General features: G+C 68.8%; 13 protein-coding genes. 3 read left to right on the top strand and 10 right to left on the bottom strand.

The window, feature by feature from the left end:
• Positions 1 to 12 precede the first annotated feature (12 nt).
• Positions 13 to 282 (top strand): hypothetical protein, encoded by a 270-nt coding sequence (locus ACI7YT_RS16410; RefSeq protein ID WP_406246997.1) that lies wholly within the window; start codon positions 13 to 15, stop codon positions 280 to 282.
• A 173-nt stretch (positions 283 to 455) separates the two neighbouring features.
• Positions 456 to 1,526, top strand: a complete 1,071-nt coding sequence (locus ACI7YT_RS16405; protein WP_406246995.1) for a fatty acid desaturase family protein — start codon at positions 456 to 458, stop codon at positions 1,524 to 1,526.
• A gap of 25 nt (positions 1,527 to 1,551) precedes the next feature.
• On the opposite strand, the gene ACI7YT_RS16400 is transcribed toward ACI7YT_RS16405, so the two are convergent.
• Genes ACI7YT_RS16400 through ACI7YT_RS16385 form a run of 4 tightly spaced genes read right to left on the bottom strand, consistent with a single transcriptional unit; the run spans position 1,552 to position 5,098 of the window.
• The gene (locus tag ACI7YT_RS16400) at positions 1,552 to 2,175 is read right to left on the bottom strand and encodes a response regulator (RefSeq protein WP_406246993.1); all 624 of its coding nucleotides are present in this window, start codon (positions 2,173 to 2,175) and stop codon (positions 1,552 to 1,554) included.
• Positions 2,172 to 3,344: a sensor histidine kinase gene (locus tag ACI7YT_RS16395; protein WP_406246991.1), complete on the bottom strand. Its 1,173-nt coding sequence runs from the start codon at positions 3,342 to 3,344 to the stop codon at positions 2,172 to 2,174. The genes ACI7YT_RS16400 and ACI7YT_RS16395 overlap by 4 nt, the downstream gene beginning before the upstream one ends.
• Before the next feature lie 36 nt (positions 3,345 to 3,380).
• Entirely contained in the window at positions 3,381 to 4,220 is an 840-nt protein-coding gene (locus ACI7YT_RS16390) for an ABC transporter permease (protein ID WP_406246989.1), read from the bottom strand.
• Complete coding sequence (locus ACI7YT_RS16385; RefSeq protein ID WP_406246987.1) at positions 4,217 to 5,098, bottom strand: ABC transporter ATP-binding protein; 882 nt, start codon at positions 5,096 to 5,098, stop codon at positions 4,217 to 4,219. Before ACI7YT_RS16385 ends, ACI7YT_RS16390 begins: the two co-directional genes overlap by 4 nt.
• A gap of 113 nt (positions 5,099 to 5,211) precedes the next feature.
• Here ACI7YT_RS16385 and ACI7YT_RS16380 point away from each other — a divergent pair, with 113 nt between their 5' ends.
• Positions 5,212 to 6,609, top strand: a complete 1,398-nt coding sequence (locus ACI7YT_RS16380; RefSeq protein ID WP_406246986.1) for an amidase — start codon at positions 5,212 to 5,214, stop codon at positions 6,607 to 6,609.
• Positions 6,610 to 6,622: 13 nt separating this feature from the next.
• Here ACI7YT_RS16380 and ACI7YT_RS16375 read toward each other — a convergent pair whose 3' ends face one another.
• The 6 genes from ACI7YT_RS16375 to ACI7YT_RS16350 are packed head-to-tail and all read right to left on the bottom strand — an operon-like array spanning position 6,623 to position 14,784.
• Complete coding sequence (locus tag ACI7YT_RS16375; RefSeq protein WP_406246984.1) at positions 6,623 to 8,023, bottom strand: threonine/serine exporter ThrE family protein; 1,401 nt, start codon at positions 8,021 to 8,023, stop codon at positions 6,623 to 6,625.
• Positions 8,024 to 8,059: 36 nt separating this feature from the next.
• Positions 8,060 to 10,690 carry a Tat pathway signal sequence domain protein gene (locus ACI7YT_RS16370; RefSeq protein WP_406246982.1) on the bottom strand — a complete coding sequence of 877 codons (2,631 nt, stop codon included), beginning with the start codon at positions 10,688 to 10,690 and terminating at the stop codon, positions 8,060 to 8,062.
• Positions 10,687 to 11,346, bottom strand: coding sequence for a DUF1961 family protein (locus tag ACI7YT_RS16365; protein ID WP_406246980.1), 660 nt, complete (start codon positions 11,344 to 11,346; stop codon positions 10,687 to 10,689). The genes ACI7YT_RS16370 and ACI7YT_RS16365 overlap by 4 nt, the downstream gene beginning before the upstream one ends.
• Positions 11,343 to 12,224 carry a carbohydrate ABC transporter permease gene (locus ACI7YT_RS16360; protein ID WP_406246979.1) on the bottom strand — a complete coding sequence of 294 codons (882 nt, stop codon included), beginning with the start codon at positions 12,222 to 12,224 and terminating at the stop codon, positions 11,343 to 11,345. The genes ACI7YT_RS16365 and ACI7YT_RS16360 overlap by 4 nt, the downstream gene beginning before the upstream one ends.
• Complete coding sequence (locus ACI7YT_RS16355; protein WP_406246977.1) at positions 12,224 to 13,195, bottom strand: ABC transporter permease; 972 nt, start codon at positions 13,193 to 13,195, stop codon at positions 12,224 to 12,226. The genes ACI7YT_RS16360 and ACI7YT_RS16355 overlap by 1 nt, the downstream gene beginning before the upstream one ends.
• Positions 13,196 to 13,251: 56 nt before the next feature.
• On the bottom strand, positions 13,252 to 14,784 hold the full coding sequence (locus tag ACI7YT_RS16350) for an extracellular solute-binding protein (protein WP_406246975.1): 1,533 nt from the start codon (positions 14,782 to 14,784) through the stop codon (positions 13,252 to 13,254).
• Between the last annotated feature and the right edge of the window lie 25 nt (positions 14,785 to 14,809).

Here is a 14,809-nt window from a genome sequence, read left to right as displayed (position 1 = left end):
CAGAGCAGAGCAATGAGCAGCAACACCATGAGCATCATCCACGAGTCCCTGGACTGGAAGCAGGCCGACGACGACGTGCACGTCGCGACGCGCGACGGCGAATTCGCCGGCTTCGTCGAGTTCGACGGCACAGCGCACCTCGTGCGCGACAACCACGGCACCGAACTGGGGTCCTTCGGGACCCTCGCCGACGCCCGCCGCGCCCTCGAGAGCGGCGCCCGCCCCGACGGGCACCCGCTGCGGCTGCGGTTGCGCCGCCGGATCCGCCGCGCCCGGGCCTGAACGACCCCGAAAACCCCCTCGGCGTATTCCCGCTGCCGTATACGGGCCGGGTTACGCTGGGTTGAAGCGATGGGCAACTGCCTTTGGCTTCCGCAGCTCAAAGGGCTCCCGATCGGCAGGAGAGCATCATCTCCAGTATTCAGCTCGACTCGACCACTTCGACTCTCGGGCCCGTGCGCCAGACGTACGCGGGCAACGCCGACATACCTCCGATGGCCAGCGCCTATCGCGAGGTGCAGCAGGTGGTCCGCGAGACCGGTCTGATGCAGCGCACTCCGATCTTCTACTCCCTCGTCGCCGGCGCGCTCGCGCTGGCATTCGGCGGGGCCATCACCGGCTTCATCCTCCTCGGCGACAGCTGGTTCCAGCTGCTGATCGCGGGGGCCCTCGGCATCCTGTTCACACAGGTCGCCTTTCTCGCGCACGAAGCAGCCCACCGCCAGATCCTCACCTCGGGGCCCGCGAACTTCCGCCTGGCCCGCATCCTCGCCGCCGGCGTCGTCGGGATCAGCTACGCGTGGTGGGACTCCAAGCACACCCGCCACCACGGCAACCCGAACCAGGTCGGCAAGGACCCGGACATCGACGTCGACACGATCTCGTTCCTGGAAGAGGATGCCGCGAAGTCGCGGGGCTTCATCCGCATGATCACCCGCAAGCAGGGCTGGTTGTTCTTCCCGCTGCTGACCCTCGAGGGTCTCAATCTGCACTACCTCGGACTCAAGCACCTGACCACCCGCAAGGGCGTCAAGGGACGCTGGATCGAGCTCAGCCTCATCGCCGTGCGCTTCGCGATCGTCCTCGTGCCGGTCTTCCTGATGCTGCCGCTCGGCATGGCGTTCGCCTTCATGGGCGTGCAGCTGGCCGTCTTCGGCGTGTACATGGGCGCCTCGTTCGCACCGAACCACAAGGGCATGCCGATCATCGCGCCTGACGCCCGCCTCGACTTCTTCTCGAAGCAGGTGCGCACCTCGCGCAACGTCAACGGCGGCTGGTGGGCCACCTGGTTCATGGGCGGACTCAACCACCAGGTCGAGCACCACCTGTTCCCGAACATGTCGCGCCTGCACCTGTCGAAGGCCAGAGGCATCGTCCGCGACTACTGCTCCGCCAACGGCGTCCCGTACACCGAGACGAGCCTCATCCGCTCCTACGCGATCGTGATCGAGTACCTGAACAGGGTCGGTCTCGCAGCGAGCGACCCGTTCGACTGCCCTGCCGCATCGCAGATGCGCCGCGCCTGACGCGCCGACCTGCAGGAACTCCGACCTACAGGATCCCGAGCTCCAGGGCGAGGGTCACCGCGCGGGTGCGGTCCGAGACGCCGAGCTTCTCGAACACGTGTAGCAGGTGCGTCTTGACGGTCGCCTCGCCGATGAACAGGTCACGCGCGATCTCCGGGTTGCTGCGGCCGGCGGACACGAGTCGCAGGACCTCGAGCTCGCGGGGGCTGAGCTGCGGCGTCGCCTGGGCATCCTGGCGCATGCGCGTCACGAGCGTCGCCGCGATCGTGGGCGCCAGCACGGTGTGGCCCTCGGCGACGGCCCTGATGCCGGCGAGGATCTCCTCGTGCGGTGCGGCCTTGAGCAGATAACCGCTCGCGCCGGCCTCGATCGCCCCGAGGATGTCGTCGTCCGTTTCGTACGTCGTGAGCACGAGCACGCGGACTTCAGGCAGCAGCCGGGCGATGCGCGCAGTCGCCTCGGCGCCCGAGAGCTTCGGCATCCGCAGATCCATCAAGACGATGTCGGGCCGCGTCGCCTCGGCGAGTTCGACCGCCTCCGCGCCATCGGATGCTTCGCCCACGACCTCGATGCCGTCGTCGAGCGCGATGAGCCCCACGATGCCCGCCCGCACGACGGGGTGATCGTCGGCGACGACGACTCGGATCATGACAGGTCCTTCTCCTCGTTCAACGGGATGCGCACGGTCAGCACGGTGCCGGTCGGCTCGGCATCCCGCACATCCAGGATGCCGCCGACCAGCGCCACCCGGTCGCGCATGCCGGCCAGGCCGAAGCCGTTCCCGGCGTCGATCTCCGCGCCGCCCTGCCCGTCGTCGCTGACGCGGAGCACCGCGTCCGATCCGACCTGCAGCGTCAGCCGGGCCGTGTCGGCGGCTGCATGCTTGCGGACGTTCGCGAGCCCCTCCTGCGCGCACCGCAGCAGGACCACCTGCACATCGCGCGGCACCGTCCACTCGGATGCCTCCACGTGCACGGCCGTGCCCGTCTCGTGCGCGAACCGCTCGCCGAGCCGCTGCAGCGCCTGAGCCAGGGAGCCGGACGGGTCGGTCGCCGGCGACTCCACAACCACGAGGGCGCGTGCTTCGCGCAGCGCGTCGCGCGCGGCATCCTCGATCAGTGCGATCGTCGTCGCCGACCCGTCGCGTCCGGCGCGCTCCGCCAGCATGACGATGCTCGTCAGGCTCTGCGCGATCGTGTCGTGCACGTCGCGGGCGAGGCGTTCGCGTTCCGCCGTGGCGCCGGCCTCACGACTCGCGGCATCGAGGTCCGCCTGAGCGGCGGTGAGGTCGGACAGCAGGCGCTGGCGCTCGGCGCCCCATTCCGCGATCCGCGTGATCCACAGTCCCAGCGCGATCGAGAACGCGGCGGAGAGCCCCGAGGTGAGGAAACCGGCCAGCAGCGCCCAGGTCTCGAAACCTCCCCAGCTCCAGTACGACAGTCCCAGGATCACCGCGTTGATGACGGTGGCGACGATCGCCTGGCGGGGAGACCGTGCGGTCATCCAGAGCAGCGGCAGCACGATGGTCTGCAGCAGCAGCATGCTCGGCTGGATCGCCACCCCGATGGCGAGCAGCGCCATCAGCGAGAACTGCAGTGCGTATGAGGCGGCGGGCGAGGGAATCGGGGACTCCCGGATGCTCACGTAGCGACGCGCGCCGAACGCGTAGACGGCTCCGATCGCGAGTGCGACCACGACCAGGATCCACTGCGTGCCAGGCGTCCTCGGCTCCTCCGTGAGCGCGAGCACGGACATCACGATCATCAGGGCACCGACAGCGATGTCCCAGCCCAGCTGCTCTCTGCCGATCCGACTCATCGCACCCACTCTGGCACTTCCGGCGGACGGATGCGGTCAGCCATCACGGCGGATCCACCGGAAGGTGATCCTGCTGAGGACGAAACCGATCACGAGCCACCCGGCGAGCATGATCGCGATCATGCCGAGCTCCCACGAGCCGCTCACCTCGGCCGCCTTGAAGGAATCCGGCAGGAAGACCGAGCGCATGCCCTGGGCGATCCACTTCACCGGCAGGACGCCCGACGCGGTCTGCAACCATTCCGGCAGCATCGCGAAGGCGATGTACACGCCGGAGATGAACTGGATCAGCAGCACGACGGGGATCACGACCGCTCCGGCCGTCTTCCCCGATCGCGGCACAGAGGACAGGGCGATGCCCAGCAGCGTGCAGGTGATCAGACCGAGCACGAAGATCCAGGCGAACCGGAGCCAGGCTTCGGGCTCGGTCGGAAGCTCGGCTCCGAACACGACGGCGGCCACCACCATGAGCAGAGCGATCTGCAGGATCGCGGTGACGAACACTTCGCCGATCTTGCCGAGGAAGTAGGTCACGGGCGAGATCGGCGTGCCGCCGAGGCGCTTGAGGGTGCCGTCGCTCTTCTCGGTCGCGATCTCCAGCGCCGGTCCCTGGACTCCCGAGAGCAGGATGCCACCCGCGATGAGGCCGGGCAGGTAGTAGGTCGCCATGCTCACGGCATCCGGCCCCTCGCCGATGTCTCCGGTGAAGATCGTCGCGAAGATCATGTACATCAGTGTGGGGAACAGGAAGGTGAAGAACACCTGGTCGCCGGCGCGGAAGTACTGCTTCAGCTCGAAGCCGATGCGTCGGATGCCGAGGCGGATCGTGCGCGACAGCCCGAAGGACGGGGACGGTGCCGGTGCGGTGATGGTCATGCTCGTTCCTCCACGAGAAGGTCTTCGGTGGTAGGGGTCTGATCGCGGATGAGCCCCAGATAGATGTCCTCGAGCGTCGGGCGGACCACCTCGAGCCCGCGCGGTTCTCCGGCGTCGCGGTGCAGCTCGGCGACCGCGGTGCCCGGCTCGGGCGTGCGGAGCTCCTGGACGGTGCCGGCGGCATCCGTCCAGCGCACCAGCGGTACACGCGCCTGCGCGCCGCCGATCTCGTCGATCGCGCCGATGGCGACGAGCTGCCCTCCCGCGATGACGGCGGCCCGATCACCGAGCTGCGCCGCCTCATCGAGGTAGTGGGTCGTCAGCAGGATGCTGGTGCCCTCCGCCTTGAGCGAGCGGATGAGGTCCCAGAACTGACGTCGTGCCTCTGGGTCGAAGCCCGTCGTCGGTTCGTCCAGGAACAGCAGCTCAGGGCGTCCGACGATGCCGAGCGCCACGTCGAGTCGCCGTCGCTGGCCTCCTGAGAGCTTCCCGACCCTGACCTTCTGCTTGGCCTCGAGGCCGACCGCGGCGATGACGGCGTCGACCGGGCGCGGGTTCGGGTAGTAGCCGGCGAACTCGCTGAGGAGCTCGTGGACCGTGAAGTTGCCGGTCTCTCCGCTGGACTGCAGCACGATGCCGAGGCGGGACTTCCATTCCAGCCCGCCGCGCTGCGGGTCGACCCCGAGCACGCGGACATCGCCCGATGTGCGGTGCCGGTATCCCTCCAGGATCTCGATCGTGGTGGACTTGCCTGCGCCGTTCGGGCCGAGCAGGGCGAAGGTCTCGCCGCGGCGGATGTCGAAGCTGATGCCGTCCACGGCCGTGAACGCGCCGTACGTCTTTCGCAGGTCCTGCACCTGGATCACAGAATCGGTCATGGTCCCAGCGTGGCCTGCGCCTCATCGCCGCGGTAGCCGTGGACGGACGGATTCCGCCATCCACCAGTCGGTGGATGGGCCCTGGCGCGCAGGGATATCCGTAGGCTCGAGACATGACCGAGCTCCACGACCTCACCGCAATCGAACAGCTGGCGGCGCTGCGCACGCGCGAGATCGCGCCGGTCGAGCTCGTCTCGCACTATCTCGACCGGATCGCGCACCGGGATGCCGGGATCGGCGCGTTCGTCGAGGTCACCGCGGAGGCCGCGCTGGAGCGCGCCGCCGCTCTCGGCAGCGCACGAACCGAGGGCGCCCTCTGGGGACTCCCGTTCGCCGACAAGGACCTGGTCGCCCGCGCCGGCGTCCCGACGCGCTTCGGATCCCGCCTGCACGACGGTTTCGTGCCGGATGCCACGGCCGATCAGGCGGCGGTGCTCGATGAGGCCGGTGGCATCAGCCTCGGCAAGACCGCGACACCGGAGTTCGGCATGACCGGGTACACGGAGTCGCGCATCGGACCGCCGACGCGCGACCCGTGGAACCCGGAGAACGGCGCGGGCGGATCGAGCGGGGGAGCGGCAGCGGCCGTCGCGGCGGGGATGCTGCCGCTCGCACCGGGCTCCGACGCCGGCGGATCGATCCGGATTCCGGCGGCCACCGTCGGACTGGTCGGCATCAAACCGTCCCGCGGGCGGGTCCCGTTCGCCTCCGGCCTCGACAACCCCGGTGGGCTGGCGGTGGCGGGGCCGATCGCGCGGACCGTGGCGGACGCCGCGCTGCTGCTGGATGTCCAGGCCGCCGGTCGCCCGTACGCGTATGCGACGGCGGCTCCGGGCGACGGGCCGTTCCGCGAGGCGACCGAACGCGTCGCCGGACGCACGCGCATCGGCGTCACGACGGTGTCGCCGTGGGACGACGACGAGGACATCCGCCTCGATGCCGACGCCGGCCGCGCGGTCGAGGTGGCCACGGCGCTGCTCGCCGACGGTCACGACGTCGATCTCCTCGACTGGCGGCCCCGAGGGTACGCCTCGATGTTCACCGCGTTGTGGCGCACGAGCGCCGCCCGCATGGCGCTGACGGATGCCGAGCTCGAGCACGTCGAGCCGATCACCGCCTGGCTGGCGCGCGAGGGACGCAGGCTCACAGGCCGGGAGGTCCTGGAGGCGCTCGCCGCGGCGACCGTCTTCGAACGCGAGACGATCACGGCGTTCTCTCCCTTCGACGCCGTCCTCACCCCGGCGCTCGCGCTGCCCGCGCGCCCGGTGGGGTGGTTCTCCGCCGAGGATGCCGCGGAGAATTTCGCGCAGCAGGTGCGGTACGCGCCGTATTCGAGCTTCGTCAACGTGTCGGGTCTGCCGGCGATCGTCGTTCCGGTGACGACCGATGCCTCCGGCCACCCCGTCTGCGTGCAGCTGATCGGCCGACCCGGTGGCGAGGCGATGATCATCGCGCTCGCCGCCGAGCTCGAGCGGCGGGTCCCAGCGATGCCTCGTCCGCCGATCTGGTGACCGGCGCCGTCGGTCAGTGCCGGACGCGGGCGCGCGACTTCGCGACGCCGGCGAGCGTCGCGCGCAGCGGAGTGCCGAGATAGAGTCCCAGGGACGCACCGGCGGCGAGGCCGACGCCGATCGAGGCCGCCAGGACGAGCGGCGCGATGCTGACGAGCATCGCCTCGGGGGTTCCATCGGAATCGGCCAGCCCCAGCAGCCCCCGGAACACGGTCAGACCGGGGACCAGCGGCACGATCGCGGCGGTGGTGACCGCGACCGACGGCACGTGCAGTCCGCGGGCGATCAGTATCCCGAGGAAGCTGGCCAGCAGCGCTCCGAAGGCGCTCGCCGCGCCCTCCTGCACGCCCAGGAAGATGGCCGAGCTGTACCCGAGGATCGCGATCACGCTCAGCACGGCGCTGACGACGATGATCCGCAGGCCGGCGCCGTTGAACAGCGCGACGGCGACCGCGATGATGATGGCGCCGGCGATCTGCGCCGGCACCGGACCGAACGGCACGGCGTCGTCCGGGAGCGCCATGCCGAATCCGAGCAGCTGCGCGAGCCCGAGGCCGATCAGGATTCCCAGCACGACGCCGACGGTCTGCATGATCAGGTCGAGGATGCGGCCGCCTGCGGTGAGCGCGAACCCGTCGATGGCATCCTGGGCCGCGGCGACGACCGACAGACCGGAGAGCATCAGCACGATCCCCGCGGCGACCATGATCGAAGGGCGCACATCGTCGAACGGTGGGATCCCTGCCGAACCCAGAGCGGAGACGACCGTTGCGAACACGGTGATGACGAACGCGCCGGCGATCTGGCCGAAGAACGACGGCACCTGCAGGCGGGCGAGCCCGGCCTGCGCGAATGCCGCGCACAGCGCCGCGAGGAAGGCGAGCGCGATGAGCGCCGGTGTCGCATCGAAGAGGATCGCGACGCCGACCGTGAGCAGGGCTCGCGCGAAGATCACGACTACGGGGCGGTACAGGAACGGCGTGCGGCGGATCGCTCGGAAGGTGCTCCGGGCCTCGCTGAGATCCATCCCGTCGGTGATGTCGGCGAGGAGGGCCTGCAGCCGCTGCAGCTTCGCGTGATCGGGTGAGGAGGCGTGCACCACCCGCAGCAGCGTGGTCGGTGCGTCGTCCTCGCCGCGGTGATAGGACACGGTGATGGACGTGAACGTCACGTCCACCTGCACGCCCTTGAGTCCGTATACCTGCGCGACCCGGGTGATCGCGAAGGTCACGTCGTGCGCGGAGGCGCCGACCGCGAACATGGATGCGCCGATGTGCAGGGCGAGATCGAGGATCTTCGAGACGATCGTCGCGCTGAGCACCGGGTGCACCTCGGTGAGGGCGACGCGCGACGGGTCGCTGCGGATCGCTCGTCGCACCGAGCTCAGGAAGCGCCACTCGCGTTCAGAGGACATCTCCCCATTGTCGGGCAGACCGACCGCCGTGGCGGGCTAAACCTCCGGGAGGCGGTCACCGATCAGCGCGAGGTTCTGGATCGCGGCGAGTCCGTACTGCGCGACGTCGTTGGTCCCGACGCTCGGCGCCTCATCCACAGGATTGAGGACACCGGGCCCGTCGATGTGACGCAGCACGAAGTCCCGACGGTGCACGAGCCACTCGCCGATGCCCTCGAACGCCTGCCACGCGGCATCCGCCAGCGCAGCGTCGCCCGTCTGGGCCGCGACGTACGCGGTCAGCCTGCTGTGCGCCTGTTCGAGGTGGATGCCGGTGAGCCGCTGCCCGACCGCCTCCTCCTGCTCTTCGGCGGAGGCGAGGTAGAGGCGGCAGTACTGCAGCCAGGCATCCCGGAAGCCGGGGACGTCGACGAGTGAGATGAGCTCGCTCGCCACTTCGACGAGCCCGAATACCGCGCTCAGGTGCGAGACCGAGATGCGGTCGCGCGCCGTGTCGAAGCGGCCGGTCTCGATGTCGTACAGCGCCTCGCCGGTGAGGAATCCGTGGGGCAGGGCGCCGATGTCGGCCATCGTGCCGAGCAGCCGGTCGCGCGAGCGCTCGTTGCCGGTGCGCTCCCAGTCGGCGAGCCAGGTGGCCGCCAGTGCACCCCAGTCGGTGCCGAGCCCGACCGCCAGTGCGGCCCGATCCGGGCGGTACGTCGCAGCATCCGGGCGCACCTTGCGCGTGGGATCGGTGTCGACGAAGCGCTCGTCGCTGTCTCGGAGCTCGGTGAGCAGGTCGCCGACCCGCTCGTCGGCGGTGAGGTAGTGGAAGATCCGCCGGTAGATCGGGCTGGAGATGCGCAGCTGCTTGGCGCTGCACCCCCAGTGCTGGACGTTGTGGCGCGAGCCGAGGCCCTGCCAACGACCCAGGTGGTAGACGTCGACCTCGCCGGTGTGGCGGGTCATCGCCTCTGCCAGGCGGAACACATCGGCGCGGCCGCTGCGCAGGTACGAGTACCAGAGCCAGAGGTCGGGGGAGAGCTCGCTGTTGTCCCAGGCGTATCCGCCGACGTCGTAGCGCCACACGTGCCGGTCGAGGTCGTAGGCGTGCATGACGTCGCCGTAGTTCCAGAACCCGTACCAGCGGCGCTGGTCGATCTGACCGAGATAGAAATCGAGCAGGAAGTCGTTGCTGTCCTCGATCTCGGTGCGCGCCGGCGTCGAGCGGTCTACCGGTGCCCAGTCGCCGAAGACGCCGACCGCATGCAGATGCTCGGGGGTGGGCTGCAGCAGGGGCGGGCGCTGCATGTCGGCCACCGAGGCCGCCACGTCCTCCAGAGCCGGCGTCGCGTCGTACGCGAACAGGGTCAGCTCGTGCGTGCGGGCCACGCCGTGGGCATCGCCGAAGCCCGGCTCGTAATCCTCGTACGTGATCTCCAGGCCCTCGAGCTGGGTTGCGAAATCGTCCTGTCCGAGGCCGTCGTGATAGAACCGCACGTCCATCGGCTGCGCCTCGGGGGCATACAGCCAGGCCGTCAGCTCGGCGCGCTCGCCGGCTGCTGCTCGGAGGTCCAGCTGGCCGGGGTGCGACTGCCAGAACGAGCGGATGCCGAGGCCGAAGCCGCCCGTCGGGTCGCTGACCGCGATGTACCCCTCCGCCCTGGTGCCCGCGCCGGCGTCGATCCAGGCGTGCCCGGGTGCTGTGCGCTTGCGGATGCCGAAGCCGTCGGCGCTGAGCTGCGTCAGCGTGACGTCGCTCCAGGCGGGGATCAGGTCGAGCCGCGTCGAGACCTCGGGGTTCCACGTGTCCGTCGACGGCGTCTGCGCACCGCGGATCTGCGCGGCGCGCACCTCGGCGCCTGGATCACGGCGCAGCCCGGTGAGGCCGCGGACGGCTTCGGCGAAGAAGCCGCCGTCGGCACCGGCGATGCGGACATGACGGTCGTGCAGTTCCGCCCGCAGCGGCACGTCGGCGCGGATGCCGAGGCCGGCGAGGAAGTCGTGCTCGGCGTCGCCGTCCCAGATGACCGAGTGCACGAGTCGCACTTCGGAGGAGCCCGCGACGATGACGAAGCGGACCGTGAACGGCAGCCACTCGCGGTCCCCGCCCTCGTCGCGGTGCATGCCGTCGACCCGCACGACCACGCGGACGGGACCCTCGTGCTCGACCTCGACCTTCTTCACACGCGAGCGGAACCGGCGGCGCGGCGCGGCGCCGCCGTCGTCTGCGATCTCGTCCTGCAGCAGGCTCACCAGGCGCAGGTCCTCGGCGACGACGCGGCCGTTGCGGGTCACGCGGCGCGCCAGCACGTCGGCCGGTGCGCTCGGGAACGCGATCCGAAGGATCCCGTTGTCCACGACGAGCTCGTCGTCGGCGCGCTCGACCTGCACGGGGGATTCGGCGGTCGGCACGGCATCCTGACCCGTGACGACCTCGTACGAGCCGGGGGCGTCGAGCGCGCCGACCGCGCAGCCCGCCCACTTCAGCGAGCCGTCCGGCCAGGTCGCGAGCGGCCAGAACTGAGCGGGGACGAGTTCGCCGCCGGCCTCGCGCAGCCGCAGGCGGCCGGGGTCGGCGACGGTGCCCCTGGGCAGCGGCACCCCCCATGTCGCGCCGCCGCGCAGGCGCGCGGGCGGGGCGTCATCGAGCCAGCGGAGCGGGACGGTCACTGTCGAGTCGGTCACAGCGAGTGAACCTCCAGGTTGCGGTAGCAGGCGACGAGTGGCGACATCTGGCGGAACCCGATGCGCCCGTCGTGGATTCTCGGGCCGGTGCTCTCGTCATCGGTCCAGTCGAACAGCAGCAGATCGTCGATCGAGAAGGCGACGCGGGGGCCGTCCTTGATGATCTCGATGCGGTAGAACGCGTCGCGGGCGTCGATGACCGGGGGCAGCGGGTCGGCGCCCTGCGACACGAGGTGGAACCCTGGCGACTTGCGCAGATTGCACGTGTGGAACGCACGCTCCTCCTCCCACCGGCGGCGGAAGTACGACACGTGCAGGGTGCGGAGGTCGCCGGAGTGGTACTGCGGATACGCTCCGGTTCGGGGCGCCAGGGCGGAGTCGAAGATGCCGTCGGCATTCGGCGCCTGCTCGGCGTCCGCGGCGGCGCCGAAGAAGAGCATCGCCAGCCCCGGCTCCGACCGCGGCGAGAACTCCCATGCGATCCGGATGCGATCGCCGAACACCTCGGGGCACCAGAACGTGAAGTGGTCGTCGAATCCGCCGCTGCTCGAGAGCAGCATCCCGTCGTCCGCAGGCTGGGCCGAGACGGGGCCCTCGGCGACCCATCCGTCCAGGTCTTCCTGCGACGTCAGAGCGCTGCGGTAGACGAGAGTCATCCCTTCACCGATCCGATCAGCATCCCCTTGGCGAAGTGCTTCTGCAGGAACGGATAGAACAGGATGATCGGCAGCGTCGCGACGATGATCACGGCGAACTTGATGCCCTGCGCCGGAGGCAGCTGGGTCGGATCCTGCTCGACCACCGACAGGTCGGTGGCGACCGTCACCTGGCGCAGGAACATCTGCAGGGTCCACATCGAGTTGTCGTTGAGGTACAGCAGCGGCGACATGAAGTCGTTCCAGATGCCGACCGCGTAGAACAGCGCGAACGTGGCGAGGACGGGCTTGGACAGCGGCAGGATGATGCTCCACAGCGTCTGCAGCTCGTTCGCGCCGTCGATCTTCGCTGATTCCTCCAGCTCTGCGGGGAGCTGCTGGAAGAAGTTCTTGATGATGATGAGGCTGAACGGGTTGATCGCCATCGGCAGGATCAGCGCCCAGTAGTTGTTGAGCAGACCGAGGTCCTTCACGACGAGGAACGTCGGGATCATGCCCCCGCCGAACACCATCGTGAAGACGATGAGCGACAGGATGAGCTTCCCGCCGGGGAGGTTCGCCTTGCTGAGCGGGTATGCCATGGATGCCGTCAGTGCGAGCTGCACGATCGTCCCGACCGCGGTCACGGCGATCGTCGTGACGAGGGCCCGGAGGAACGCGGGGCTGGTGAAGATCGCCTCGTACGCCTTGAGGGAGAACGTCTCCGGCCACAGGAAGAACGAGCGCGTCGCCAGTTCCGCCTCTGTTGCGAAGGAGCCGGCGAGCACGAAGGCGAAGGGCACCAGCGCGAGGATCGCGACGGCGATCATCAGCGCGAGGTTGAACACGTCGAAGACGCGCCCCGCGGGGGTGTTGAACCGATACTTCTCGCGAGCCATCAGAAGATCCCTGCCTGGGTGAAGCGCTTGGCGAGCCAGTTCGCGCCGAAGATGAGGACGACGCCGACGACCGCCTTGAAGAGGCCGACAGCGGTGCTGTAGCTGTAGGAGCCCTGCGTGATGCCCATGAAGTACACGTAGGTGTCGAAGACATCGGCGACCGAGCGGTTGAGCGAGTTCGTCATGAGGTAGATCTGCTCGAACCCGGTGTTGAGCACCTGGCCCATCTGCAGCACGAGCATCACGACGACGGTGGGCGCGATCGACGGCAGGGTGATGTGCCAGACGCGCTGGAACCGGCCGGCGCCGTCGATGATGGCCGCCTCGTACTGCGCCTGGTCGACGCCGGCGAGGGCGGCGAGGAAGATGATCGTTCCCCAGCCGGTGTTCTTCCAGATGTCCTGCAGCACGATGATCGGCCGGAACCAGGCCGGGTCGGCGAGGAAGTTGATCTCCGTGCCGAGGATGCCGTTGATGAGCTGGAACAGCGGACCGATGTCGAGCGCGAACAGCAGGTAGGTCAGCGATGCGACGACGGTCCACGACAGGAAGTGCGGGATGTAGATGAGCGTCTGCACGGTGCGCTTGAGGATCATCAGGCGCATCTCGTTGAGAAGCAGCGCCACGATGATCGTCAGCGGGAACGCGATCACCAGGCTCAGCAGAGCGAGGATCAGCGTGTTGGCGAGCAGCCGGGGGAAGTCCGGCGAGGAGAAGAAGTCCTCGAAATGCGCGAAGCCGACCCACGGGCTGTCCTGGATGCCGAGGAACGGCACGTAGTCCTTGAACGCGATGATCGCGCCGTACATCGGCCAGTAGCGGAACAGGAGGAAGTAGATGATGCCTGGCAGCAGCAGCAGGTAGAGCCACTTGAACTGCGTGAAGTGCACACGGACGCCACGGCGCCGTTTGGACTTCTTCGTGACGGTGAGCGTCTCGGTCGCCGTCACGGCGTTGTCGAGCATGGTCATGGGAGCAGCCTCTCGGGAGGCCGGGGCGGCACGCGGTGCCGCCCCGGCGGTCCGGATCAGGAGTCGGCGTCAGCCAGCTCGTTGATCTCGGCGATCACGTCGTCGCCGCCGCTCGAGCGCCACAGGTCGATCGCGGCCTGCAGACCGTCGAGGTCGAGCTGGCCGGCGATGTACTGGATGCGGGCGTCAGCGACGATCGTGTCGAGCTGCGCACCCTTGGACACGTACGTCTTCGAGACGTAGGCGGCCGACGGGTCGTAGACCGCGGACTCGAGGTCGGATGCCTCGATCTCCTTGCGCTTGTCGTACATCTCCTGCTCGTACTCGGATGCCTGCTTGGGCAGGTATCCCTGGAAGCCGGTGACGTTGGTGCCGAGCTGCGCGTAGGCGGCGGAGGTGTCCTTGTCGACCTGCGTCGCGCTGTCGATGCCGACCGCGAGGTCGCCTTCGAGTTCGTACGTGACGCCCTCGATGCCGTTGTTCAGCAGCGGGCCGGCTTCTTCCGAGTTCAGCTCGTTCAGCACCTCGAGCACGCCGCGGAGCTGCTCCTCGGTCTTGACCTGGGCCTTGGGGATGGCGAGGAATCCGCTGTACCCGGCGGTCGGGAGCGCGTTGAGCTCTCCGTCGGGGCCCTCGAGGTTTCCGGTGACGTCGACGTAGTTCTGGAAGCCCTCGGGGTCCTGCTCCTTGAGCAGGCTCATGAGCTGGCCGGCGCGGGAGTGCACATCGATGATGATGCCGCCCTTGCCGGTGAGGAACGGCTCGTTCCACTTCGCCGAGTCGAAGGTCGCGTAGTCGGCGTTGACGACGCCGTCCTCGACGAGCTGGCGCTCGAACTGGACGGCCTCGAGCCACTCGTCGGTGGTGAAGTTCGGCACCAGTTCACCGTCGCGCTCGGTCCAGCGGTTGCCGGCGCCGTACCAGGTCTCGATGGCATCCCACGGGCTGTTCGTGCCGATCGTGCCAGGCCACTTGGGGATGATGAGGCCGTAGGTGTCAGCGGCGCCGTTGCCGTCCGGGTCGTTCTCGGTGAAGGCCTTGGCGATCTCGTAGAGCTCATCGGTGGTGGTCGGCAGTTCCAGGCCGAGGTTGGCCAGCCAGTCCTTGCGGATGATGACGGCCTCGCGCATGACGTCGCGCGAGCGGAAGATGCCGTAGACCTTGCCGTTGATGCTGGAGGAGTGCTGCACCTGCGGGAACGTGGTCTTGAGGTTCTCGTAGTCGTCGAGGTACTCGGTGAGATCCCAGAACGCGCCGGCCTCGGCGTTGCGGACGAACCCGGGGTCCTTGCCCTGGATGACCATGACCTGCGGCAGGTCGTCGCCGGCGAGGGTGATGTTGACCTTGTCGCCGTACGACGAGTTCGGCACCCAGGTGATGTCGAGGTCGACGCCGATCTCTTCCTCGATCGCTGTCTCGAACTGGTTGTCGTCTTCGGGGGCGTTGGTGGAGAGGTAGGGCGCCATGATGGTGAGCGTGTCCAGCTCGGCGCCGTCTGCTGCGGCATCCGGACCGGCGGAGCAGCTGGTGAGGGCGAGTGCGGCGACGGCGGCGAGGCCGATGCCGGAGGCGATGGTGCGGTGCTTCATGGGAGAACTCCTTCGTTCGGTGGGG

The organism is Microbacterium sp. M (assembly GCF_045181065.1).
In the GTDB taxonomy this organism is placed as follows: domain Bacteria; phylum Actinomycetota; class Actinomycetes; order Actinomycetales; family Microbacteriaceae; genus Microbacterium.
The sequence above is the reverse complement of the archived record's forward strand: the minus strand, read 5'-3'. Positions and strand labels throughout refer to the sequence as shown.

Excerpts from the sequence above, each read along its gene's own strand:
- ACI7YT_RS16350 (WP_406246975.1), bottom strand. The coding sequence starts at position 14,784 with ATGAAGCACCGCACCATCGCCTCCGGCATCGGCCTCGCCGCCGTCGCC.
- ACI7YT_RS16355 (WP_406246977.1), bottom strand. The coding sequence starts at position 13,195 with ATGACCATGCTCGACAACGCCGTGACGGCGACCGAGACGCTCACCGTC.
- ACI7YT_RS16410 (WP_406246997.1), top strand. The coding sequence starts at position 13 with ATGAGCAGCAACACCATGAGCATCATCCACGAGTCCCTGGACTGGAAG.
- ACI7YT_RS16365 (WP_406246980.1), bottom strand. The coding sequence starts at position 11,346 with ATGACTCTCGTCTACCGCAGCGCTCTGACGTCGCAGGAAGACCTGGAC.
- ACI7YT_RS16395 (WP_406246991.1), bottom strand. The coding sequence starts at position 3,344 with ATGAGTCGGATCGGCAGAGAGCAGCTGGGCTGGGACATCGCTGTCGGT.
- ACI7YT_RS16390 (WP_406246989.1), bottom strand. The coding sequence starts at position 4,220 with ATGACCATCACCGCACCGGCACCGTCCCCGTCCTTCGGGCTGTCGCGC.
- ACI7YT_RS16375 (WP_406246984.1), bottom strand. The coding sequence starts at position 8,023 with ATGTCCTCTGAACGCGAGTGGCGCTTCCTGAGCTCGGTGCGACGAGCG.
- ACI7YT_RS16400 (WP_406246993.1), bottom strand. The coding sequence starts at position 2,175 with ATGATCCGAGTCGTCGTCGCCGACGATCACCCCGTCGTGCGGGCGGGC.
- ACI7YT_RS16385 (WP_406246987.1), bottom strand. The coding sequence starts at position 5,098 with ATGACCGATTCTGTGATCCAGGTGCAGGACCTGCGAAAGACGTACGGC.
- ACI7YT_RS16360 (WP_406246979.1), bottom strand. The coding sequence starts at position 12,224 with ATGGCTCGCGAGAAGTATCGGTTCAACACCCCCGCGGGGCGCGTCTTC.
- ACI7YT_RS16380 (WP_406246986.1), top strand. The coding sequence starts at position 5,212 with ATGACCGAGCTCCACGACCTCACCGCAATCGAACAGCTGGCGGCGCTG.